The 22,071-nt window shown below is 68.6% G+C and carries 20 protein-coding genes and 2 pseudogenes; 13 read left to right on the top strand and 9 right to left on the bottom strand.

From position 1 onward, the window contains the following. Window positions 1-3 precede the first annotated feature (3 nt). Together tsaE and G3O06_RS27685 are read left to right on the top strand one after the other, a co-directional pair. Window positions 4-558 (top strand): tRNA (adenosine(37)-N6)-threonylcarbamoyltransferase complex ATPase subunit type 1 TsaE, encoded by a 555-nt coding sequence (gene tsaE / locus G3O06_RS27690; protein WP_205818135.1) that lies wholly within the window; start codon window positions 4-6, stop codon window positions 556-558. After that, window positions 540-2,072, top strand: coding sequence for an N-acetylmuramoyl-L-alanine amidase (locus G3O06_RS27685; RefSeq protein ID WP_174918510.1), 1,533 nt, complete (start codon window positions 540-542; stop codon window positions 2,070-2,072). The genes tsaE and G3O06_RS27685 overlap by 19 nt, the downstream gene beginning before the upstream one ends. 54 nt (window positions 2,073-2,126) lie before the next feature. Here the strand turns inward: G3O06_RS27685 and G3O06_RS27680 are convergent, their stop codons facing one another. After that, complete coding sequence (locus G3O06_RS27680; protein ID WP_174986536.1) at window positions 2,127-3,005, bottom strand: EamA family transporter; 879 nt, start codon at window positions 3,003-3,005, stop codon at window positions 2,127-2,129. A 259-nt stretch (window positions 3,006-3,264) separates the two neighbouring features. Between G3O06_RS27680 and G3O06_RS27675 the strand changes: the two genes are divergently transcribed. Together G3O06_RS27675 and trxA are read left to right on the top strand one after the other, a co-directional pair. Next, window positions 3,265-4,146, top strand: a complete 882-nt coding sequence (locus G3O06_RS27675; protein ID WP_205818134.1) for a pirin family protein — start codon at window positions 3,265-3,267, stop codon at window positions 4,144-4,146. Window positions 4,147-4,198: 52 nt separating this feature from the next. Further along, window positions 4,199-5,047 (top strand): thioredoxin, encoded by an 849-nt coding sequence (gene trxA, locus G3O06_RS27670; protein WP_174967635.1) that lies wholly within the window; start codon window positions 4,199-4,201, stop codon window positions 5,045-5,047. Between the two features lie 116 nt (window positions 5,048-5,163). Here trxA and G3O06_RS27665 read toward each other — a convergent pair whose 3' ends face one another. Then, complete coding sequence (locus G3O06_RS27665) at window positions 5,164-6,021, bottom strand: tRNA threonylcarbamoyladenosine dehydratase (RefSeq protein WP_043190093.1); 858 nt, start codon at window positions 6,019-6,021, stop codon at window positions 5,164-5,166. Window positions 6,022-6,149: 128 nt separating this feature from the next. Between G3O06_RS27665 and pdxH the strand changes: the two genes are divergently transcribed. From pdxH to G3O06_RS27650, 3 genes are all read left to right on the top strand, one after another. Beyond that, window positions 6,150-6,794 (top strand): pyridoxamine 5'-phosphate oxidase, encoded by a 645-nt coding sequence (gene pdxH / locus G3O06_RS27660; protein ID WP_205818133.1) that lies wholly within the window; start codon window positions 6,150-6,152, stop codon window positions 6,792-6,794. 121 nt (window positions 6,795-6,915) lie between these two features. Beyond that, complete coding sequence (locus G3O06_RS27655; RefSeq protein ID WP_174918506.1) at window positions 6,916-8,136, top strand: cyclopropane-fatty-acyl-phospholipid synthase family protein; 1,221 nt, start codon at window positions 6,916-6,918, stop codon at window positions 8,134-8,136. Between the two features lie 23 nt (window positions 8,137-8,159). Further along, window positions 8,160-9,455 carry a DUF72 domain-containing protein gene (locus G3O06_RS27650; protein WP_205818132.1) on the top strand — a complete coding sequence of 432 codons (1,296 nt, stop codon included), beginning with the start codon at window positions 8,160-8,162 and terminating at the stop codon, window positions 9,453-9,455. Between the two features lie 33 nt (window positions 9,456-9,488). Here the strand turns inward: G3O06_RS27650 and msrA are convergent, their stop codons facing one another. Next, window positions 9,489-10,049, bottom strand: coding sequence for a peptide-methionine (S)-S-oxide reductase MsrA (gene msrA / locus G3O06_RS27645; protein ID WP_114177892.1), 561 nt, complete (start codon window positions 10,047-10,049; stop codon window positions 9,489-9,491). Window positions 10,050-10,625: 576 nt separating this feature from the next. On the opposite strand from msrA, the gene G3O06_RS27640 reads away from it, so the two are divergent. The 3 genes from G3O06_RS27640 to G3O06_RS27630 all read left to right on the top strand — a co-directional run bounded on the left by G3O06_RS27640 (window position 10,626) and on the right by G3O06_RS27630 (window position 13,502). Continuing rightward, entirely contained in the window at window positions 10,626-12,032 is a 1,407-nt protein-coding gene (locus G3O06_RS27640; RefSeq protein WP_205818131.1) for a selenium-binding family protein, read from the top strand. Next, window positions 12,029-12,694, top strand: a complete 666-nt coding sequence (locus tag G3O06_RS27635) for a hypothetical protein (protein WP_205818130.1) — start codon at window positions 12,029-12,031, stop codon at window positions 12,692-12,694. Before G3O06_RS27640 ends, G3O06_RS27635 begins: the two co-directional genes overlap by 4 nt. A 301-nt stretch (window positions 12,695-12,995) precedes the next feature. Continuing rightward, window positions 12,996-13,502 carry a flavin reductase family protein gene (locus G3O06_RS27630; protein ID WP_174918501.1) on the top strand — a complete coding sequence of 169 codons (507 nt, stop codon included), beginning with the start codon at window positions 12,996-12,998 and terminating at the stop codon, window positions 13,500-13,502. On the opposite strand, the gene G3O06_RS27625 is transcribed toward G3O06_RS27630, so the two are convergent. After that, window positions 13,489-13,989, bottom strand: a complete 501-nt coding sequence (locus G3O06_RS27625; RefSeq protein WP_006477992.1) for an Lrp/AsnC family transcriptional regulator — start codon at window positions 13,987-13,989, stop codon at window positions 13,489-13,491. The two genes, G3O06_RS27630 and G3O06_RS27625, sit on opposite strands and share 14 nt — an antisense overlap. Before the next feature lie 130 nt (window positions 13,990-14,119). Between G3O06_RS27625 and kynB the strand changes: the two genes are divergently transcribed. From kynB to kynA, 3 genes are all read left to right on the top strand, one after another. After that, window positions 14,120-14,761: an arylformamidase gene (kynB, locus tag G3O06_RS27620; protein WP_174986491.1), complete on the top strand. Its 642-nt coding sequence runs from the start codon at window positions 14,120-14,122 to the stop codon at window positions 14,759-14,761. A 28-nt stretch (window positions 14,762-14,789) separates the two neighbouring features. After that, window positions 14,790-16,040: a kynureninase gene (kynU, locus tag G3O06_RS27615; RefSeq protein WP_174918521.1), complete on the top strand. Its 1,251-nt coding sequence runs from the start codon at window positions 14,790-14,792 to the stop codon at window positions 16,038-16,040. A 78-nt stretch (window positions 16,041-16,118) separates the two neighbouring features. After that, window positions 16,119-17,051, top strand: coding sequence for a tryptophan 2,3-dioxygenase (gene kynA, locus G3O06_RS27610; RefSeq protein WP_205818143.1), 933 nt, complete (start codon window positions 16,119-16,121; stop codon window positions 17,049-17,051). 30 nt (window positions 17,052-17,081) lie between these two features. Here the strand turns inward: kynA and G3O06_RS27605 are convergent, their stop codons facing one another. From G3O06_RS27605 to G3O06_RS27585, 5 genes and pseudogenes are all read right to left on the bottom strand, one after another. Continuing rightward, window positions 17,082-18,479: an MFS transporter gene (locus G3O06_RS27605; RefSeq protein ID WP_205818129.1), complete on the bottom strand. Its 1,398-nt coding sequence runs from the start codon at window positions 18,477-18,479 to the stop codon at window positions 17,082-17,084. Between the two features lie 262 nt (window positions 18,480-18,741). After that, window positions 18,742-19,686 carry a 2-dehydropantoate 2-reductase gene (locus G3O06_RS27600; RefSeq protein WP_205818128.1) on the bottom strand — a complete coding sequence of 315 codons (945 nt, stop codon included), beginning with the start codon at window positions 19,684-19,686 and terminating at the stop codon, window positions 18,742-18,744. A 14-nt stretch (window positions 19,687-19,700) separates the two neighbouring features. Further along, window positions 19,701-21,152, bottom strand: a complete 1,452-nt coding sequence (locus G3O06_RS27595; protein WP_205818127.1) for an aldehyde dehydrogenase — start codon at window positions 21,150-21,152, stop codon at window positions 19,701-19,703. Window positions 21,153-21,181: 29 nt separating this feature from the next. After that, window positions 21,182-21,739: pseudogene (locus G3O06_RS27590) on the bottom strand (thiamine pyrophosphate-dependent enzyme); the annotation flags it as partial. An 83-nt stretch (window positions 21,740-21,822) separates the two neighbouring features. Then, window positions 21,823-22,071: pseudogene (locus G3O06_RS27585) on the bottom strand (benzoylformate decarboxylase); the annotation flags it as partial.

Here is a 22,071-nt window from a genome sequence, read left to right as displayed (position 1 = left end):
AGAATGCCAGCCACGCCCAGCCAATCGCCTCACGACGCCATGCTGCCCGCCCTGCTCGCGGAGCGCGTGATCGCGCTCGCCGACGAAGCGGCGACCGAGGCCTTCGGCACCCGCTTCGCGCACGCGCTCGACGCGGCGCGCACCGAGCTCGCCCGCGCGCATGCGTTCGACGGGCTGCAGATCCAGCTGGTCGGCGATCTCGGCGCGGGCAAGACGTCCCTCGTGCGCGCGATCCTGCGCGGCCTCGGCCACACGGGGCGCGTGCGCAGTCCGACCTATACGCTCGTCGAGCCGTATGCGCTCGAACGCGACGATGGGGAACTCGAGGTCTATCACTTCGATCTGTATCGTTTCAACGATCCGACCGAATGGTCCGACGCAGGCTTTCGCGAATATTTCAATTCCAGCGCGATCTGCCTCGTCGAATGGCCGCAACAGGCGGGCACGCTGCTCGGCGTACCCGATCTGGTTTTCTCGCTCGACGTGGATGGCGACGGCCGCGCCCTCACCGTCCGGGCGTACAGCGCTTCAGGAAAGGCATGTCTCGAAAGATGTTGATCAAACCGTTCCGCTCGATCGAATCGGCGGCCACCGCGACGCACAACTGGCGGCGCCGCCAGATCCTGTGCGCGGGCGCGTCGACGCTGGTGCTCGGTCTCGTCGCGCCGCGGCTCGCGCACGCGTCGTCGGTGCTCGGCGTGCGCGTGTGGCCCGCACGCGATTACACGCGCGTCACGATCGAATCCGACCAGCCGCTGCAGAATAGCCAACAGCTGCTGCAGGGTCCCGACCGCCTCGTGGTCGACCTGACCGGCCTCGATCTCGACCAGGCGCTGCGCGACCTCGTGTCGAAGATCGCGCCGAACGACCCGCAGATCCAGTCGGTGCGCGTCGGCCAGTATCAGCCGCACGTCGTGCGGATGGTGTTCGACCTGAAAGGCTCGGTGAAGCCGCAGGTGTTCACGCTGCCGCCGGTCGGCACCTACAAGTACCGGCTCGTGTTCGACCTGTATCCGGCCGTCGCACCCGATCCGCTGTCCGACCTGATCACGCAGACGGAGCGCAAGGAACAGGCGCTCAACGACACCGCGCGCGCGCAGCAGATGCAGCCGCCGACCGCGCTGGCCGGCCCGGGCACGCCCCTGCCGCCACCCGCCGGGGGCGATAGCAGCGACGCGTTCTTCCAGCGCTTCGCGCAGAACACGCCGGCCACGCCGCATACGCCGCCCGCCGCCGGCACGCCTTCGACGCCCGCGAAGCCGGCCGTCAAGCCGCCGCCCGTCATCGCACGCCGCGACGACAGCGACGACGACGGCGACACCTACAAGTTCACCGCGCCGAAATCCGGCAAGGGCAGCACCGTGCGCCTGCTGACGGTTGCAATCGATCCGGGCCATGGCGGCGAGGATCCGGGCGCGATCGGCGGCGGCGGCACGTACGAGAAGCACATCGCGCTCGACATCGCGAAGAAGCTGCGCGCGAAGATCGACGGCGCGCCGAACATGCGCGCGATGATGACGCGCGACGCCGACTTCTTCGTGCCGCTGAACGTGCGCGTGCAGAAGGCGCGCCGCGTCGGCGCCGACCTGTTCGTGTCGATCCACGCGGACGCGTTCACGACGCCGTCCGCGCGCGGCTCGTCGGTGTTCGCGCTGTCCGACCACGGCGCGACGAGCGCCGCGGCGCGCTGGATGGCGAACAAGGAAAATTCGTCCGACCTGATCGGCGGCATCAACATCAAGACCGCGGACGCGGCCGTGAACCGCGCGCTGTTCGACATGTCGACGACCGCGCAGATCCGCGATTCGCTGCGCTACGGCAACTACGTGCTGAAGGAAGTCGGCGGCATCAACAAGCTGCACAAGGGCTCGGTCGAACAGGCCGGGTTCGCGGTGCTGAAGGCACCCGACATTCCGTCGATCCTCGTCGAGACCGCGTTCATCAGCAACCCGGAAGAAGAGAGCCGCCTGAACGACGACAGCTATCGCGACCAGATGGCCGACGCGATCTTCCGCGGCATCAAGCGCTATTTCGCCGCGAATCCGCCGCTCGCGAAGAGCCGGATGGCCTGACGGCCGTACCCGGCCACCCCGCCCCGCCGCCGGCACGCAGTGCGTGCCGGCGCGTCACGATGCCGCGAAGCGGCGCATCAGTTTCCCGCCGAACACGTTCACCGCGAGCCCGCCCATCACGAGCGCCGCGCCGATCACCTGCGGGCGCGTCAGATGCTCGTCGAGCAGCAGCGCAGACGACGCGAGGCCGACGATCGGCACCAGCAGCGAGAACTGCGCGACCTGCGCGGCCGGATAGCGCGACAGCAGGCGGCTCCACAGCCCGTAGCCGAGCAGCGTCGCGACGAACGCGAGATAGACGACCGCGAAGATCGACGCGCCGTTCAGCCCGGCGAGCGCGGTCGCGATCCGCTGCGGCCCTTCGAACCAAAGAGACAGCAGGAAGAACGGCACGGGGGGCACGAGGCTGGCCCACACGACGAGCGATACGAGATTCGCCTTGCCGACCTTCTTCGTGACGATGTTGCCGAACGCCCACATCGCAGCCGAGCAGATCGTCAGCAGGAAACCCGCGAGCGTCATCGCGCGGCCGCCCTGCGCCGCGATCACGACGAGCCCGCCCGCGGCGATCGCGAGGCCGAGCAGGTTCTGCGTGCGCAGCCGCTCGCCGAGGAACAGCATCGCGAACACGAGCGTGAAGAACGCCTGCGACTGCAGCACGAGCGACGCGAGGCCGGCCGGCATGCCGACGTACATGCCGGTGAACAGGAACACGAACTGGCCGAGCTGGATCGTCGCGCCGTACAGCACCAGCAGGCGCCACGGAATCTGCGGCCGGCGCACGAAGAACACCGCGGGCACGGCCGCGAGCGTGAAGCGCAGCGCGCCGAGCAGCATCGGCGGCATCCCGTGCAGGCCGACCTTGATCACGACGAAGTTCACGCCCCACGCCAGGATCACGACCAGCGCGAGCAGCAAGTCCTTCGGGGCCATCATCGGCGTCTCCTCGATTGTCGAATCGTTGTGCAAGGTGCTCTCGAGCGCTGTCGCCTCGCGCCGGGCCCCGAGGCGGCCATCCCCGAACGGGACTGCCTTTGGGGCGGAACAACCGGGGCGGCCCGGCGTCTTCTCGAGAAGCCGGTCAGTCTACCGGGTTTCGGCACCCGGCCCGATACCCGCGCGGCGTGAATGGAATCGGCGGCAGACGGCCAGTACAATGACCGGCATCCCCCGCCGCCCCACAGGATCCGCCATGACCGCTCCGATCAAAGCCCTGCTGAAGCCGCACGTGCGCGACATCGGCAACCTGCAGGTGCGCCGCACGCTGCCCGCGCTCGCCGCCCGCCTCGTCGGCCCGTTCATCTTCTTCGATCACATGGGGCCCGCCACGCTGCCGCCCGGCACGGGGCTCGACGTGCGCCCGCATCCGCATATCGGCCTCGCCACCGTCACCTACCTGTTCGACGGCGCGATCCTGCACCGCGACAGCCTCGGCTCGCTGCAGGAGATCGTGCCGGGCGACGTGAACTGGATGACGGCCGGCCGCGGGATCGTCCACTCCGAGCGCACGCCCGACGCGCAGCGCGAACACGGCCACACCGTGCACGGGATCCAGACCTGGGTCGCGCTGCCGCGCGCGCACGAGACGACCGAGCCGTCGTTCGAGCACCATGCGGCCGACACGCTGCCGAAGCGCAATGAGGACGGCGTGTCGCTGACGGTGATCGCCGGCGATGCGTTCGGGCTGCGCTCGCCGGTCACGACGTTCTCGCGCACGCTGTACGTCGCGGCCGAATTCGCAGCCGGCGGCCGTCTCGAACTCGACGCGTCGCACGAGGAGCGCGCGGTCTACGTGGTCGACGGCGAGCTCGCGATCGACGGCACGCCGGTGCCGGCCGAGCAGATGGCCGTGCTCGCGCCCGGTGCAACAGTCACACTGACGAGCGCCAGCGGCGCACGCGCGATGCTGCTGGGCGGCGACAAGATCGACGGCGAGCGCTTCATCGAATGGAATTTCGTCGCCAGCAGCCGCGAAGCGATCGAGCGCGCGAAAGAAGCATGGACGCGCCAGGAAATGGGCAAGGTGCCGGGCGAAACCGAATGGATACCGCTGCCCGAGTCGAAGCCGCGTTGAAAAAGGGGCGCACTGCCCCCATCCTGACGACATTCGAACGAAAGAGAACGACATGGACACCACGCTTGCCACATTCGAGAAAGACGTCATCGAGGCGTCGCTGGACGCCCCCGTGCTGGTCGACTTCTGGGCGCCCTGGTGCGGCCCCTGCAAGACGCTCGGCCCGCTGCTGGAAAAGCTCGAAGGCGACTACGAGGGCCGCTGGAAGCTCGTGAAGGTCAACGTCGACGAGAACCAGGAACTCGCCGCGCACTTCCAGACGCGCAGCATCCCGCACGTGATCGCGTTCGCCGACGGGCGCCCGGTCGACCAGTTCGTCGGCGTGCTGCCCGAGGGCCAGCTGCGCGCCTTCCTCGACCGGCTGCTGCCGGCGCCCGAGGAAGCCGAACGGCGTGCCGCGCAGTACGCGGTGGCCGAGGAGCGCTACGACGACGCGCTCACGCACCTCGAATCGGCGCTCGCACTGAACCCCGGCTTCGACGACGCACGCCTCGATTTGATCGAATTGCTGCTCGCGAGCAACCAGGTCGACGCCGCGCGCGCCGAGACCGAACGCCTGTCGCCGCAAACCGTGCAGAACGGCGATCCGCGCTACCAGGCGATCAAGACCCGTTTCGACGCACTCGAAGCCACGGCCGACCTGCCGCCGACCGATGCGCTCGAAGCGCGCATCGCGGCGAACCCGGCCGATCTCGACGCGCGTTTCGATCTCGCGCAGAGCCTGATCGCGCGGCGGGCGTATGAAGGGGCGCTGGAGCAGTTGCTGGAAATCGTCACGCGCGATCGCGCGTACGGCGACGATCTCGGCCGCCGCACGATGATCTCGGTATTCGAGCTGGCCGGCGATCACCCAGACCTCGTCGCCGGGTGGCGGCGCAAGCTGAGCATGGCGCTCAACTGAACTGACGTGTGACCCGCCGGGCCGCAATGGCCCGGCGGCGGGATCGCCCCGCATGACCTACGACGGCGCGCGTCACGCGCCGCAGCATTCCGTCAACGACCGCGACTCACGACGGCTCAGCCGGCGGCCTGCGCCGCGATCGCGCGCAGCGCATGCGCGGCGGCCGCGAAGCCAAAGCTCGCGGTCACGCACACGCTCGAACCGAATCCCGCACAGTTGAGCCCCGCGACGTGCGCGGCCGCGGACGGCTCGGCGCCGTCCTCGAGGTCGCAGGCGGCCGCTTCCGGATAGATCAGCGGCTCGTCGGAATACACGGCGCTGACCTTGAAGCGCGCCTTCGGCCCGCGCGGAAAGCCGTGCTGCTTGCGCAACTGCGCGCGCACCTTCGACAGCAGCGGATCCTGGATCGTCAGCGCGAGATCGTCGATCCGGATGCGCGTCGGGTCGAGCTGGCCGCCCGCGCCGCCGACCACGACGAGCGGCTGGCGCTTCGCGACGCACCACGCGATCAGCGCGACCTTCGTGCGCACGCTGTCGATCGCGTCGATCACATAGTCGAAGCCGCCGCCGAGCAGCGCATCGAAGTTGTCGGGCTCGACGAAATCCTCGATCCGGTTCACGCGGCACGCGGGATCGATCAGCGCGATCCGCTCGGCCATCGCGTCGACCTTCGGCTTGCCGTAATTGCCGTCGAGCGCGTGGATCTGCCGGTTCGTATTGCTTTCCGCGACGTTGTCGAGATCGATCAGCGTCAGCGTGCCGACCGCGTTGCGCGCGAGCGCCTCGGCCACCCACGACCCGACGCCGCCGATTCCTATCACCGCGACGTGCGCGCGCTCGAACGCGGCGGCGGCCGGCGCGCCGTACAGCCGCGCGACGCCGCCGAAACGCCGCGCTCGATCCACGTCAAGCTGGATTTCCGGGGTCGGGGTAAGATCAGAGGAACTGGGCGGGGCAGCGTCGGCGGCAGACATGGCGGAAAGGAAAACGTAAGTCGAGCAGCCCTCTATTTTGCCTGAACTCCCCGCTCGCACGCGCCACTGTACACGCACGTTTCTCGCGCGTTGGCTACAATGGTTCCAGATTGAAGCGTTTGCATAACATGACGACTCTCGCCGATCTCCGCATCAATTACTCACGTGCTTCGCTCGACGAAGCCGACGTCGCCCACGACCCCTTCGCCCAGTTCGAACGCTGGTTCAAGGAGGCGCTTGCCGCCAAGCTGCCCGAGCCGAACACGATGACGCTCGCGACCGTCGGCGACGACGGCCGGCCGTCGGCACGCATCGTGCTCATCAAGGGCGTCGACGAACGCGGGTTCGTCTTCTTTACCAATTACGAAAGCCGCAAGGGGCGCGATCTCGCCGCGCATCCGCAGGCCGCGCTGCTGTTCTACTGGATCGAGCTCGAGCGCCAGGTGCGCATCGAAGGCCGGATCGAGAAAACCAGCGCCGAGGAAAGCGACCGCTATTTCGCGTCGCGCCCGCTGGGTTCGCGCATCGGCGCCTGGGCGTCCGAGCAGAGCGCGGTGATCGACAGCCGCGCGACGCTCGAAGCGCAGGAAAAGGCCGTCAGCGAACGCTACGGCGACAACCCGCCGCGCCCGCCGCACTGGGGCGGCTACCGCCTCGTACCCGACTCGATCGAGTTCTGGCAGGGCCGCCCGTCGCGGCTGCACGACCGCCTGCTCTATACGCGCGACGCTGACACGTCGCCGGGCTGGTCGATCTCGCGCCTGTCGCCGTAAGCGCGGCGCCGGCGCATGCCGGTCGTGTCTCGTGTTGCATCCGGGCGCCCGCCTCGCAAGCGGCGGGCGCCGGTCAAGATACTTGGCTGTATTCGATTCAACGAACAAACGGAGAATCCATATGTTCTGGGAAAAGAAGCTGGCACAGTGGGCGGACGAAGTACGGGCGAAAGCGAACATACCGGCGCGCCTCGTGCTGTGGAACGGCGATCAACTCGATTTCGGCACCTTCAGCGCGCCGCAGGTCACGCTGAAGGTGAACAGCGCGTCGGCGTTGCCGCTGTTGCTCGAACCGAGCCTCGACAATCTCGGCGAGGCGTACGTGAAGGGCAAGATCGACATCGAAGGCAGGCTGTCGGACATCATCAACATCAGCTATTCGCTCGCGCGCAGCACGGTCACCAGCGCGAGCAAGCTCGCGCGCGTGAAGCGCTACTTCAATCACACGAAGAACACCGACAAGAAGGCGATCCAGTATCACTACGACGTCTCGAACGAGTTCTACCAGCTGTGGCTCGACGAGAACATGGTGTACTCGTGCGCGTACTTCGAGAACGGCGACGAAGATCTTGCCACCGCGCAGATCAAGAAGATCGACCACATCCTCACCAAGATCCAGCTTCAGCCCGGCCAGCGCCTGCTCGACATCGGCTGCGGCTGGGGTGCGCTCGTGCTGCGCGCCGCGCAGAAGTTCGGCGCGCAGTGCCTCGGCGTCACGCTGTCGCAGAACCAGTTCGACCTCGCGACCGCGCGCGTGAAGGCCGCCGGGCTGGAAGACAAGATCGAGATCCGGCTGCAGGACTACCGCGAGATCGACGGCCAGTTCGACCGCATCACGAGCGTCGGGATGTTCGAGCACGTCGGCCGCAAGAACCTGCCGCTCTATTTCTCGCGCGTACGCGAGCTGCTGACCGATGACGGCATTGCGATGAACCACGGGATCACGTCGACCGACGCGGAAAGCGGCGAGACGGCGCTCGGCGGCGGCGAGTTCATCGACCGCTACGTGTTCCCGGACGGCGAGCTGCCGCACATCAGCCTCGCGCTGGAAGCCGCGCAGCGCGGCGGACTGGAAGCGATTGACGTCGAAAGCCTGCGGCGGCACTATGCGCGCACGCTCGACATCTGGACGGAAAACTTCGAGGCGAAGGCAGAAGCCGCGCGACAACTCGTCGACGACGAAATATTCCGCATCTGGCGCGTGTATCTCGCCGGCTGCGCATATGCGTTCGAGCACGACGACGTGTCGATCTTCCAGATCGTGTGCCGCAAGGCCGGGCAGAGCGCGAAGACGCTGCCGTGGTCGCGGCGCTATATGTACGAACACGCGCTGCCGCGCTAGGCAGCGCTTCACGCTGGGCATGCATGGGTGACGGCAGGACGCGGCGCAAGGCGCCGCCGGAACGACAGCAGCACGACGACGCCAACGCGCCGCACGCCGACGGGCAATTCGACCTGTTCGGCGTGCCGGCCGATGCTGCACGCGCGTCGCCCGAGAACGCCGGCCCGCCTGCCGACACCGACGAACATGTGAAACCGGACGCGTCTGACGACGCGCAGCCGGCACCGCGCACCCGCACCAGCGCCCGTTCTTCAGACGAAACACCGCCCGCCGCTTCCGGCCTGCTGTGGGACGAACCATCCCCGCCCGCCGCGCCGCCGAAGAAGGGCCGGCGCCGGCGCGACGTGCTGCCCGCGCCGATCGCGCCGGATGTGGCCGATGCAGCGGCCGGCCTGCCGCCGAATGTCCGGCTCGGTACGTCGTCGTGGTACTTCCCCGGCTGGGACGGCATCGTCTACGACGGCGATTTCGCGCAGACCAAGCTGTCGCGCGAAGGGCTCGAAGCGTATGGCGCGCATCCGCTGCTGAAGAGCGTGAGCCTCGACCGGTCGTTCTACGGCCCGCTGTCGGTGGCCGACTACCTGCGCTACGCGCAGCAGGTGCCCGACGATTTCCGCTTCGTCGTGAAGGCGCCGGCCTCCGTGACCGATGCGGTCATCCGCGGCCGGCGCGGCGAACCGTCGGGACCGAACCCGACCTTCCTCGACGCGCAGCTCGCCATCCGCGAATTCGTGCAGCCTTGCCTCGAAGGGCTCGGCCGGAAAGCCGGCGTGCTCGTGTTCCAGTTCTCGCCGCTGCCCGACCAGTTGCTCGCCCAGCCGGCCGCCCTGATCGACCGGCTCGCTGAGTTCTTCGCGGCGCTGCCGCCGCTGCCGCCGGAAGCCGACGGCACCCGCTATGCAATCGAGATTCGCGACGCGAGCCTGCTCACGCCGCGTTTCATCCGCGCGCTCGCCGCACTCGGCGTGCGCTACTGCGTCGGCCTGCACGCGCGGATGCCCGACCCGCTGCGCCAGGCGGCCGCGCTCGCGCTGCTCGACGGTGACACGCCGGGCCCGCTGATCGTGCGCTGGAGCCTGCACGGCGGTTTCAAGTACGAACAGGCGAAGGCGAAATACGAGCCGTTCGACAAGCTCGTCGACGAGGATCCGGCCACGCGCTCGGCGCTCGCCGAGCTGGCCGCGCGCTATGCGCTGGCCGGGCAGCCGGTGATCATCACGATCAACAACAAGGCGGAAGGCTCCGCGCCGCTGTCGTGCATCGCGCTCGCGCGCGAGATCGCCGCCGCGTGCGCGCAGTGGCGCAACGAGGCGGCTTGATACCCACTTGATACCGGCCTGCGCCGGCCGCGCTTACGCGCCGCGCAGCGACTTCAGCCGGTGCGAGAACTTCTGCCGGAATTTCGCGAGCTTCGGCCCGATCACGACCGAGCAGTAGCCCTGCCCCGGGTTACGCGCGTAGTAGTTCTGGTGATAATCCTCGGCCGGCCAGTAGTTGCCGTCGAGCGGCACGACCTGCGTGACGATCGGCTGCCCGAACACCTGCTCGCGCTCCAGTTCGCGGATCACGTCGAGCGCCGTGTCGCGTTGCGCATCCGAATGCGTGAACACGACCGACCGGTACTGCGTGCCAGTGTCGTTGCCCTGCCGGTTCAACTGGGTCGGATCGTGCGTCGCGAAGAAGATCTCGAGAATCTCGCGATAGCCGATGCGCGCCGGATCGAACGTCACGTTGACGACTTCCGCATGGCCCGTGTCGCCTTCGCAGATGTCGCGATAGCCGGGATTGCGCGTATGGCCGCCCGCGTAGCCCGACTGGACGGCGGTCACGCCGTCGACGTCGAGAAACACGGCCTCCGTGCACCAGAAACACCCGCCTCCCAATGTCGCGGTTTCAAGCATCTCGTTCCCCATGAAATCAGTCCCTCGTTGATGTCGGCAGCCGGCACGCATGCGCCGGCGCCACCGTTCCGTCTCGCCGCTGCGCACTCGATTACGGGTCGCAACGGCACTTCGGCAAGTATCTCACTCGCGCGCAAACCTGGCAGATTCCACAGGTGCCGCGCACGACCGGCCGCCCGTTTTCTCGTCTACACTTAGGCACGCGCGAGCGCGGCGGCAAACCCGCTGCCTCGCGCAAAGCACCCGATGCATGCCCGACCCTGATGCAAACATCATCTGCCGGAACATCGCAATGCATGCCTTAACAGACATCGCCCGCCTTACCCGCCCGGCCGCCGCTGCTTCGCGGGCCGCTGCTTCGACCGCACCACCCCCTTGCCGTGCATCCGTCCCGCCCCACGTGCGGCGATCCGGCACATCGCCTTTATCCGCTTTCACGATCTGATGCACGGCGCCGCACGCGCGCCGACGCATGCGCCCGCCTGACGATCGCTCCCGCCGGCGTGATGCGCGCCGCGCGGCAACCCCGACCCGCCCGCAACGAACGGCCGGGCGTTCACGATTCGACACCATCGAGAGGGCATCACCATGAGCATGCGGCCTGACCCGACGTTTCACGCTTCGCCGGAGCTTGCAATGCAGGCGCCGCCGGAAGAGTTTGCCTATACGTTGTTGCTGAGCCCCGATTTTTCCAGACCCGACGCGCTCGCCGTGATCGACGTGAAGCCCGGCTCGTCGACCTACGGAACGATCGTGCATACGGTCACGATGCCGAACACCGGCGACGAGTTTCACCACTTCGGCTGGAATGCCTGTTCGTCGTCGCTGTCGCCGCTGACCGGCCATGCGTTCCTCGAGCGCCGCTTCCTGATCATCCCGGGCCTGCGCTCGTCGCGCATCTACGTGATCGACACGAAGCCGCATCCGACGCAGGCGCGCATCCACAAGATCATCGAGCCCGACGAAATCTTCTCGAAGACCGGCTATTCGCGGCCGCACACCGTGCACTGCGGGCCCGAGGGCATCTACGTGAGCACGCTCGGCGGCGCAGGCAAGGACGGCACCGACGGTGCGCCCGGCATCTTCATCATGGATTGCGAAACCTTCGACGTGCTCGGCCGCTGGGAGATCGATCGCGGCCCGCAGGACAAGCACTACGACTTCTGGTGGAACCTGCCGCGCGACTACATGGTGTCGAGCGAGTGGGCGCTGCCGCCGCAATTCGAGAACGGGATCGTGCCCGAGGACCTGCTCGCGAACAAATACGGACACAGCCTGCATTTCTGGGACCTGCGCGCACGGCGCAACGTGCAGACGATCGATCTCGGCGCGCAGCACCAGATGGCGCTCGAGGTGCGGCCCGCGCACGACCCGGCGCGCGAATACGGGTTCGTCGGCGTCGTGGTCGACACGACGAATCTCGAAGGCTCGATCTGGACCTGGTGGCGCGAAGGCGGCAAGTTCCATGTGAAGAAGACCGCGACGATTCCGGCAGAGCCGGCCTCGGCCGACGAACTGCCGCCGCTGCTGAAATCGTTCGGCGCGGTGCCGCCGCTCGTGACCGACATCGACCTGTCGCTCGACGACCGCTTCCTCTACGTGTCGTGCTGGGGCACCGGCGAGATGCGCCAGTACGACGTGTCGGATCCGCACAACCCGGTGCTCGCGGGGTCGGTCCGGATTGGCGGCATCGCGCGGCGTGCGCCGCACTCGAACGGCCGCACGTTCGCAGGCGGCCCGCAGATGGTCGAGATCAGCCGCGACGGGAAGCGCGTGTACTGGACCAACTCGCTGTATTCGACGTGGGACGACCAGTTCTATCCGGACGGCGTGCCGGGCGCCCAGGTGCTCGCGCATGTGGGGCCGGAAGGCGGACTGACGCTCGCCGACGATTACTGGGTCGAGTTCCCCGACGGCTATCGCGCGCACCAGATCCGGCTCGAAGGCGGCGACTGCTCGACCGACTCGTTCTGCTATCCGTCGGTCAAGCGTTGAGCGCCAGCCTTCACGCCCAGTTCGCGCTGTGGGCCGCCGTGCTCGCGAGCGGGGTGTATCACGGGCTCAATCCCGCGATGGGCTGGCCGCTCGCGGTATCGAACGCGCTGATGACGCGCCGCGGCGGCGCGCTCGTCACGGCGCTCGGCTATCTCGCGCTCGGCCATGCGCTCGCAGTGTTCGCGGTGATGCTGCCGTTCGGGCTGCTCGCCGCGTTGCTCGCATGGCAAACGGCGATCCGGATCGGCGCGAGCGCGCTCGTGATCGGCTTCGGCGCCGTGCTGCTGATCCGGCGCCGGCATCCGCGAGCGCTCGCGCGGATCCCGCCCGCGCGGCTCGGCCTGTGGTCGTTCGCGGTCGCGATCGCGCATGGCGCGGGGCTGATGCTGGTGCCGATCTACCTCGGGCTGTGCGGGCTCGACCAGGATGTCGGCCATCGTGCGGCGGCCACGCTCGTCGATACCCATCTCGGGATGGCGCTCGTCGTCGCGGCCGTGCATGCCATCGCGATGATCGGCGCCGGCGGGGGGCTCGCGTGGCTCGTGTACCGCTATCTCGGGCTGAAGTTCGTATCGCGGAGCTGGTTCAATCTCGACGCGGTGTGGGCGTCGAGCCTGATCGTGACGGGCGCGTTGTCGCTCGGACTGGCAGCGGCGCGATAGTGCCGGAATCGAAGGCAGGTGTGATGCAGCGGCGCCGGGCAACGCGGCCGTACCGCAAAAAGCGCAACAGAACGACTGTGCCGGCATGCGTGCAACCGCGCACCCGGCAGCGCACCGGAGTGTTCGCTACGTCACCCTGCCCCCGCAATGCGCCGCCTGGCTGGGCCCGGCGGCCCCGATTCCGCTAAAATCGGGCCATGCGCACCCCTTCTCCATCGACCGCCTTGTCGCCTTTCGTCCGCCGTGCCCGCCCCGCCCGCGTCGCGCCGCGCCCGCCCGTCTCGTTCCGGATGGCTGCCCGATGAACCAGGCCAATCCTCCGGATTTCGACTCGGCCGCCTTCCGGCAAGCACTCGGCCAGTTCGCCACGGGCGTGACGGTGATCACGACGCGCGCGCCGTCCGGCCAGCTGATCGGCATCACCGCCAGCTCGTTCAACTCGGTCTCGCTCAATCCGCCGCTCGTGCTGTGGAGCCTTGCACACAAATCGGCGTCGACGCCCGTGTTCCGCGGCAACAGTCATTACGTGGTGAACGTGCTCGCGGCATCGCAGCTCGACCTGTGCAAGCGCTTCTCGACCTACAAGGGCGACCGCTTCGAAGGCATCGCGCATGAAGCCGGCAATTCCGGGATGCCGGTGCTCGACGGCGCGCTCGCGTGGTTCGAGTGCCACAACCGCAGCCGCTACGACGAAGGCGATCACGTGATCTTCGTCGGCGAAGTGGAACGCTGCGGCGTACGCGCCGAGCCGGACGCGCCACCGCTCGTGTTCCACGGCGGCGGCTTCCACGGCCTTACACCGCTTTGATTGCCCCCGTGCGCGCCAGCCCGACCGGCGCGCCGGCTTCATCCTTCAGCGTCTGCAGCACGATGTTCGAACGGATGTCCATCACGCCCGGCGCCTTGTAGAGCCGGTTCAGCACGAAATCCGAATAGTGCTTGAGGTTGTGCGCGAGCACGCGCAGCAGATAGTGGCTCTCGCCCGTCACGACGAACGCGCCGACCACCTCCGGCCATTCGCGCAGCGCTTCCGCGAAGCGCTCGTGCCATTGATTCTCTTCGTTGCGCATCGATACCTGAACGAACGCCTCGAGCTCGAAGCCGAGCTTCTCGCGGCTCAGGCACGCGCGATAGTGCTCGATTACACCCTGCTCCTCGAGCAGGCGCATGCGGCGCAGGCAGGCGGATGGCGAAAGCGAAATCCGTTCCGCCAGGTCGAGATTGCTGATTCTGCCCTCTTCCTGCAGGACCGCCAGAATCCGGCAGTCGGTGGCATCGAGCGTGATCGCGTGCATTTTTGGTCCCCGTTTTCCCTCTGAGTCGAATTATCTGCCAATCCGGCGGATTGTCCATGTTTATTTCGCAAGCACTTTCTGCGAGCGTCCACCTATCATTCGAAGGACCGACTCACCGAATCGTCATGCCATGGACATCCTCTGGGACATCTCGCCGCCTGTCAGCCCCGCCACCCCCGTGTGGCCGGGCGATACGCCGGTTTCCGTCGAACGCGTGTGGCGAATGGAGGCCGGCTCGCCGGTCAACGTCGCGCGCCTGACGCTGTCGCCGCACACGGGCGCGCACTGCGACGCGCCGCTGCACTACGACGCCGACGGCGCGCCGATCGGCGCCGTGCCGCTCGAGACCTACCTCGGCCCGTGCCGCGTGATTCATTGCATCGGCGCGTCGCCGGTCGTGCAGCCGGCCGATGTCGCGGCCGCGCTCGACGGCGTCCCGCCGCGCGTGCTGCTGCGCACCTATGCGCACGCCAGCGTCGAGCAGTGGGACAGCAACTTCTGCGCGGTCGCGCCCGAGACCGTCGACCTGCTCGCCGCACGCGGCGTGAAGCTGATCGGCATCGACACGCCATCGCTCGACCCGCAGGAATCGAAGACGATGGATGCGCATCACCGCGTGCGCGCGCACCGGATGGCGATCCTCGAAGGCATCGTGCTCGACGACGTGCCGCCCGGCGACTACGAACTGATCGCACTGCCGCTGAAATTCGCGACGCTCGACGCGAGCCCCGTGCGCGCGGTGCTGCGCGCGCTGCCCGCGCGTGCTTCCTGATTACCCCGACTAACGACCCCACATCATGATCAAGACCCGTGAAGACGCGCTCGCGCTCGACCGCGACGATCCGCTCGCCCCGCTGCGCGACCAGTTCTCCCTGCCCGATGGCGTGATCTACCTCGACGGCAACTCGCTCGGCGCGCAGCCAAGCGCATCGGCCGCCCGCGCGCAGCAGGTGATCGGCGCCGAATGGGGCGAAGGCCTGATCCGCAGCTGGAACACGGCCGGCTGGTTCGCGCTGCCGCGCCGCCTCGGCGACAAGCTCGCGACGCTGATCGGCGGCGCACCCGGCGAAACCGTCGTGACCGATACGATCTCGATCAACCTGTTCAAGCTGCTGTCGGCGATGGTGCGCCACCAGGCCGAGCGCGCGCCCGAGCGCCGCGTGATCGTGTCGGAGCGCTCGAACTTCCCGACCGACCTGTATATCGCGCAGGGGCTGATCGAGCAGCTCGGCGGCGACTACGAACTGCGCCTGATCGACGACCCGGCCGACCTGCCCGACGCGCTCGGCGCGGACACGGCCGTCGCGATGATCACGCACGTGAACTACCGCACCGGCTACATGCACGACATGCCGGCCGTCACGCAGCTCGTGCACGACGCGGGCGGGCTGATGCTGTGGGATCTCGCGCACTCGGCCGGCGCGGTGCCGGTCGACCTGAACGGCGCACGCGCGGACGGCGCGGTCGGCTGCACGTACAAGTACCTGAACGGCGGCCCCGGTTCGCCCGCATTCGTGTGGGTGCCGCAGCGCCATCATGCGCACTTCTCGCAGCCGCTGTCCGGCTGGTGGGGCCACCGCGCACCGTTCGCGATGCAGCCGGGCTTCGCGCCCGATCCGGGCATCGCGCGCTTCCTGTGCGGCACGCAGCCGATCGTGTCGATGTCGATGGTCGAATGCGGGCTCGACGTGTTCCTGCAGACCGACATGCACGCGATCCGCCGCAAGTCGCTCGCGCTGACCGATGCGTTCATCGCGCTCGTCGAAGCGCGCTGCGCGGGCCTGTCGCTGAAGCTCGTCACGCCGCGCGCGCATCACCAGCGCGGCTCGCAGGCGAGCTTCGAGCATCCGCACGGCTACGAGGTGATGCAGGCGCTGATCGCGCGCGGCGTGATCGGCGACTATCGCGAGCCGTACGTGCTGCGCTTCGGCTTCACGCCGCTCTATACGCGCTTCGCCGACGTGTGGGATGCCGTCGAGACGCTGCGCGACATCCTCGCCACCGACGCGTGGAAGGCGCCCGAGTTCGCCGAACGCGGCGCGGTGACCTGACCGGTTTCGCCCGGCGCGCGCGAGCCGCGCGCCGCGCCTTGTCATTCAAATCTGGAGAGAGTCGTGAATTCTGGTCATATGCAGCCACCCGGCGGCGACGCGCCGGCGGGCTGCCCGTTCTCGGGCGCACGCGCCGCGCAATCGGCACAACCGGCCCACACCGCGCACGAAGCGCCGCACGTGCCCGGCGATGCCGGCTGGCACAACGCGCAACTCGATTTCTCGAAGTCGATGAGCTACGGCGACTACCTGTCGCTGAATTCGATCCTCGACGCACAGCATCCGCTGTCGCCCGATCACAACGAGATGCTGTTCATCATCCAGCATCAGACGAGCGAGCTGTGGATGAAGCTCGCGCTGTTCGAGCTGCGCGGCGCCCTCGATGCGGTGCGCACCGACGCGCTTCCGCCCGCGTTCAAGATGCTCGCGCGCGTGTCGCGGATTCTCGAGCAACTGGTTCAGGCGTGGAACGTGCTGTCGACGATGACGCCGTCCGAGTATTCGGCGATGCGCCCGTATCTCGGGCAGTCGTCGGGCTTCCAGTCGTACCAGTACCGGCAGCTCGAATTCCTGCTCGGCAACAAGAACGTGCAGATGCTGCAGCCGCATGCGCACCGGCCCGACATCCTCGAACAGGTGCGTGCGACGCTCGAGGCGCCGTCGTTCTACGACGAAGTCGTGCGCCTGCTCGCGCGGCGCGGCTTCCCGATCGCGGCGGAGCGTCTCGAGCGCGACTGGACGCAGCCGACCCGGCACGACGAGACGGTCGAAGCCGCGTGGCTCGAGGTGTACCGTCACCCGCAGCAGCACTGGGAGCTCTACGAGATGGCCGAGGAACTCGTCGATCTCGAGGACGCGTTCCGCCAGTGGCGCTTCCGTCACGTGACGACCGTCGAGCGCATCATCGGCTTCAAGCAGGGCACGGGCGGCACCAGCGGTGCGCCGTACCTGCGCAAGATGCTCGACGTCGTGCTGTTCCCCGAGCTCTGGCACGTGCGCACCACGCTGTAACGCACGACTCGCCGCCTGGCCCGCCCGCCGTCAAGACGACGTGCGGGCCAGCGCCTCCCCTTCGCGCGGCTGCACGGCCGCACGTGACAGTCGCGGAATATGCCGTCGCACGACGAGCAGCGCGACGCAGACAACCCCCATCGCGATCGCCAGCATCGTCAGATAGGCCGAGGCGCCCCCCGTGGTGATCACGATCGCGCCCGCGAACGCGCTGAGGATCGCGCCGAGCCGGCCGAACGCGAGTGCGCTTGCAGTGCCCGTCGCGCGCACGGCTGTCGGGTAGATGTACGCGCAGAGCGCATACATCGTCGATTGCACCGCGTTGACGAACAATCCGTGCAGGCCGAGCCCGACGATCAGCCAGCCCGTGTGGCGGCCGGCATCGACACCCATCAGCCACACCGCGCTCGCCGCGCCGCCGATACTGCACAGCACGAGCGGCCAGCGCGACCCGGCATGCGCGATCGTCCATGCGCACAGGAGCGCACCGATCACGCCGCCGAGGTTGTATGCGGTGAGCCCGGAACCCGCGACCGACACGCTCAACCCGCTCGCCGCCAGCATCGTCGGCAGCCAGCTGAACGCCGCATACACCGCGAGCAGGCACATGAAGAATGCGCACCACAGCGCGATCGTGTCGCGCGCCTGACCGCTTTCGAACAGCGCACCGAAGCCGCCACGGCCGCCTGCCGCGCGTGCGTCCCTCATGTCGGTGAACACGGTACCCGGTGCGACGGGCCGCTCCATCCGCGCGAGCAGCGCGCCGAGTTCCGTCCAGCGTGCGGGGCGCCGCGCGAGATAGCGCGGCGATTCGGGCAGCGCACGCACGAGCACGAAGCCGAGCACGAGCGGCAACGCGCCGCCCGCGAAGAACAGCCCGCGCCAGCCGTAGCGCGGCAGCACCTCGTGCGCGAACAGGCCAGCCAGCATCCCGCCGAGCGGCACGCAGACGATCGTCGCGGTCACCATCATCGTGCGGCGCCGCGCGGGCGTGTACTCGGCCGTCATCGTCGTGGCCGTCGGCAATGCGCCGCCGATCCCGAGCCCCGCGACGAAGCGCAGCACCGCGATTGCCGTGACATCCGGTGCGAAGCCGATCGCGCAGGTCGCGATGCCGAACAGGAACACGCTGCCGATCACGGCCTGGCGGCGGCCGAAGCGATCCGCGACGATTCCCGCGCACGCACTGCCGATGCCCATCCCGATCAGCCCGGCGGCGACCGCCGGCGCGAACGCGCCACGCGTGATGCCCCATTCGCGGATCAGCACGGGAATCGCGAAACCGATCAGCTGGCCGTCGAAGCCGTCGAGCACGATCGCGAGCGCGGCGAGCAGCACCACGCAGCGCTGCATCGTCGTGAACGGCCCGTCGTCGAGCGTCGCGCCGATGTCGACGGACGGTGGCTGCAACCCGTCGCGCGTGCTCATGCGGCCTCCCGTACGCCGCATTCAAGCGGCAACGTGCGCGACCCGCGCGCGGCAAGACAACGGCATTCGATGGCTTTCATGGCGTCTCCAGTGGCCCGGGCTGGCGCGCTCAGGCGTGCCCGGATCTCGTGCTGCGCAGTCGGCCGGTGTCGACGCATCGGCGCCGGCTCCGGTGTCTCGTCCAACCTGTTCCGATCCGGCGCTCGCACTGCATGCGGCGCGCGTATCGTCGTGCGGCGCATGCCGGCCGCCGGCCTGTTGCTCAGTCGATCCGCGCGTCGATCAGCCGGACCAGCGCGAGCAACGTTTCCGCATGCGGCACCGGCACGCCCGCTTCGCGCGCGGCCGCGACGACCTTGCCGCTGATCGCGTCGATTTCCGTGCGGCGGCCCGCGAGCACGTCCTGCAGCATCGACGGGCGATGGCCGCGATGCGCGTGGATCGCATGCTCGACGTTGCGCGCGATGCGTTCGCCGTCGACCGCGATGCCCTTCGCGCGGGCAACGGCGGCCACCTCGGCCGCGATCGCGAGCGCGAGTTTGGGCCCGTCGTGATGGTTGCCGAGCTGGTCGACCGTGCAGCCCGTCGCCGCGCACAGCGTGTTGAGCGCCGCGTTGAACGCGACCTTCTCCCAGATTGCGGCCCACACGTCGGCATCGAGCGTGCATGCGAGCCCCGCGCGCGACAGTGCATCGGCCACGGCTGTCGCGAACGGGCGTGCCGCGCCGTCAGCCGTCATCATGCGGATCGTGCCCGCGCCGTGCGAGCGAACGTGTGCGGGCCCCGCGGCGTCGGCCGGCCACGTCGTCACGCCAACCAGGATCCGTTCGAGCGGCACGAACGCATTCAGCGTCTCGACGTTGCCGAGCCCGTTCTGCAGCGTGAGCACATGCGTGTGCGGCGTCAGCAGCGCGCGCACGCCGTCAAGCGCGGTGCGCGTATGCAGCGACTTCGTGAAAACGATCAGCAAATCGAACGGTGTGCTCGCCGATGCAGCCGCATCCGCTTGCGCGGCTTCCGGCCGCACGGCCTGCAACGTACGGATGCGCCGCTCGCCGCGATCGTCGTCGATGCGCAGCCCGTCGCGGCGAATCGCATCGAGATGCGCGTCGTTCACGTCGATCAGCGTGACGGCCTCGCCGCTTTCGGCCAGCAGCCCGCCGAACAGCGAGCCCATCGCACCCGCCCCCAGAATCGCAATCCTCATCGTCGGCGGCCTCGTCAGAACGGATAGTGGCGCGGTGCGGTCTGCACCGTGATCCAGCGCAGGTCCGTGAACGCCGCGATACCGGCCTTGCCGCCGAAGTGGCCGAAGCCGCTGTCCTTCACGCCGCCGAACGGCATCTGCGCCTCGTCGTGCACGGTCGGACCGTTCACGTGGCAGATGCCCGACTCGATGCGTGCCGCGACGCGCATCGCACGCGCGACATCGCGGCTGAACACGGCCGACGACAGCCCGAACGCATTGTCGTTCGCGCAGCGGATCGCGGCATCCTCGCCGTCGACGCGCACGATGCCCTTCACCGGGCCGAACGACTCCTCGGCATAGATGCGCATCGCGGGCGTCACATGGTCGAGCAGCGTGGCCGGGAACAGCGTGCTGCCGGCCTTGCCGCCGCACACGAGCGTCGCGCCGTGCGCGAGCGCATCGTCGATCAGCGCGTTGCAGCGCTCGACGGCCTTCATGTCGATGAGCGAACCGAGCACGACGGGCCCGTGGCGTGGATCACCGAGCGGCAGCGACGCGGCCTTGTCGGCGAGCTTCGCGACGAACGCATCGGCGATCGATGCGTCGACGACGATGCGTTCGGTCGACATGCAGATCTGCCCGGAATTCGCGAACGCGCCGAACGCGGCCGCCGCAACCGCCGCGTCGAGATCGGCATCGTCGAGCACGACGAACGGCGCCTTGCCGCCGAGTTCCAGCACCGACGGTTTCAGGTGACGTGCGCAGGCTTCGGCGACGATCCTGCCGACGCGCGTCGAGCCCGTGAAATTCACGCGGCGCACGGCCGGATGCGCAATCAATGCATCGACGATGGCGCCCGCATCCTCGGGCGCGTTCGTCACGAAATTGACGACGCCCGGCGGCAGGCCGGCCTCCTGCAGCGCTTCGACGATCAGGCCGTGCGTGACGGGACACAGCTCCGAGCCCTTCAGCACGACCGTGTTGCCGCACGCGAGCGGCAGCGCAAGTGCGCGCGTCGCGAGGATCACCGGCGCGTTCCACGGCGCGATGCCGAGCACGACGCCGGCCGGCTGCCGCACGCCCATCGCGAGCGAGCCCGGCACGTCGGACGGAATCAGTTCGCCGCCCACCTGCGTAGTCAACGACGCGGCCTCGACGAGCCCGCTCGCGGCAAGGTGCACGTTGAAGCCGGCCCACAGCGCGGACGCCCCCGTCTCTGCCGCCATCGCGGCGACGAACTGCTCGTGCTTCGCTTCAAGCGCGGCGGCTGCCTTCAGCAGCAGCGCGCGGCGTGCGCCGGGGCCGAGCGCGGCCCAGCCGGGAAACGCGCTGGCGGCCGCGTCGGCTGCTGCACGCGCATCGTCGACGGTACATGCTGGCGCTTCGGACGCGACTTCGCCGTCAAGCGGGTTGCGGCGCACGAAGGTCGCGCCGCTGGATGAATGACGGCGTTCGCCGCCGATCAGCATCGATACGGTTTGCATGAATTCTCCGGAAAGACGCGCACCGCGCGTCAGGCAATCTCGACTTCGACGACGACCGGCGTCGCCGCACGCAGCGCGTCGGTCAGCGTGTCGCGCAGGTGCGCGGCAGCGGTCACGCGCACGCCGCGGCAGCCCATCCCTTGCGCGAGCGCGACGAAATCCAGGTTCGGCAGATCGGTGCCCTGCACGGGGTCGTCGGGGCCGAAGCCGAACACGGGCGCGAAATCCTGCAGCGCAGCGTACCGGCGATTGTTCAGGATCACGAACGTGATCGGCAACTTCAGCTGCGCGGCACTCCACAAGGCCTGAATCGAATACAGGCTCGACCCGTCGCCGATCAGCCCGATCACGCGCCGGCCCGGCTGGGCGAGCGCGACCCCGACGGCGGCCGGCATCCCGTAGCCGAGCCCGCCGCTGTCCATCGTGTAGAACGTGCCGCTGCGCGTGAACGGCAGGTGTTCCTGCATCACGGGCCGTGCGCTCGGCGCTTCCTCGACGACGATGTCGTGCGCGTCGCGCACGTCGGCGAGCGTCTGCAGCGCGAACGCGACCGACATGCGCTCGCCGGCGGCCGGCGGTTCGACACGCGCACGAGATCGTGGGAGCACACGTCTGAACTCGAGTCCCCTGCTTAACGCAGCCAACCCAGTTCGCACCACGCGACACGCACAATGACTCGCCGGCCGAGGTGGGGGAGCGCGACTCGGATGTCGACGGGCATCCCGTGGCGGGACACGCCGATGTCCATCGTGTAGGACGTGCCGCTGCGCGTGAACGGCAGGTGTTCCTGCATCACGGGCGGTGCGCTCGGCGATTCCTCGACGACGATGTCGTGCGCGTCGCGCACGTCGGCGAGCGTCTGCAGCACGAACGCGACCGACATGCGCTCGCCGGCGGCCGGCGGTTCGACACGCGCACG

Source organism: Burkholderia sp. Ac-20345 (assembly GCF_017104825.1).
Lineage (GTDB): Bacteria > Pseudomonadota > Gammaproteobacteria > Burkholderiales > Burkholderiaceae > Burkholderia > Burkholderia lata_B.
The sequence above is the reverse complement of the archived record's forward strand: the minus strand, read 5'-3'. Positions and strand labels throughout refer to the sequence as shown.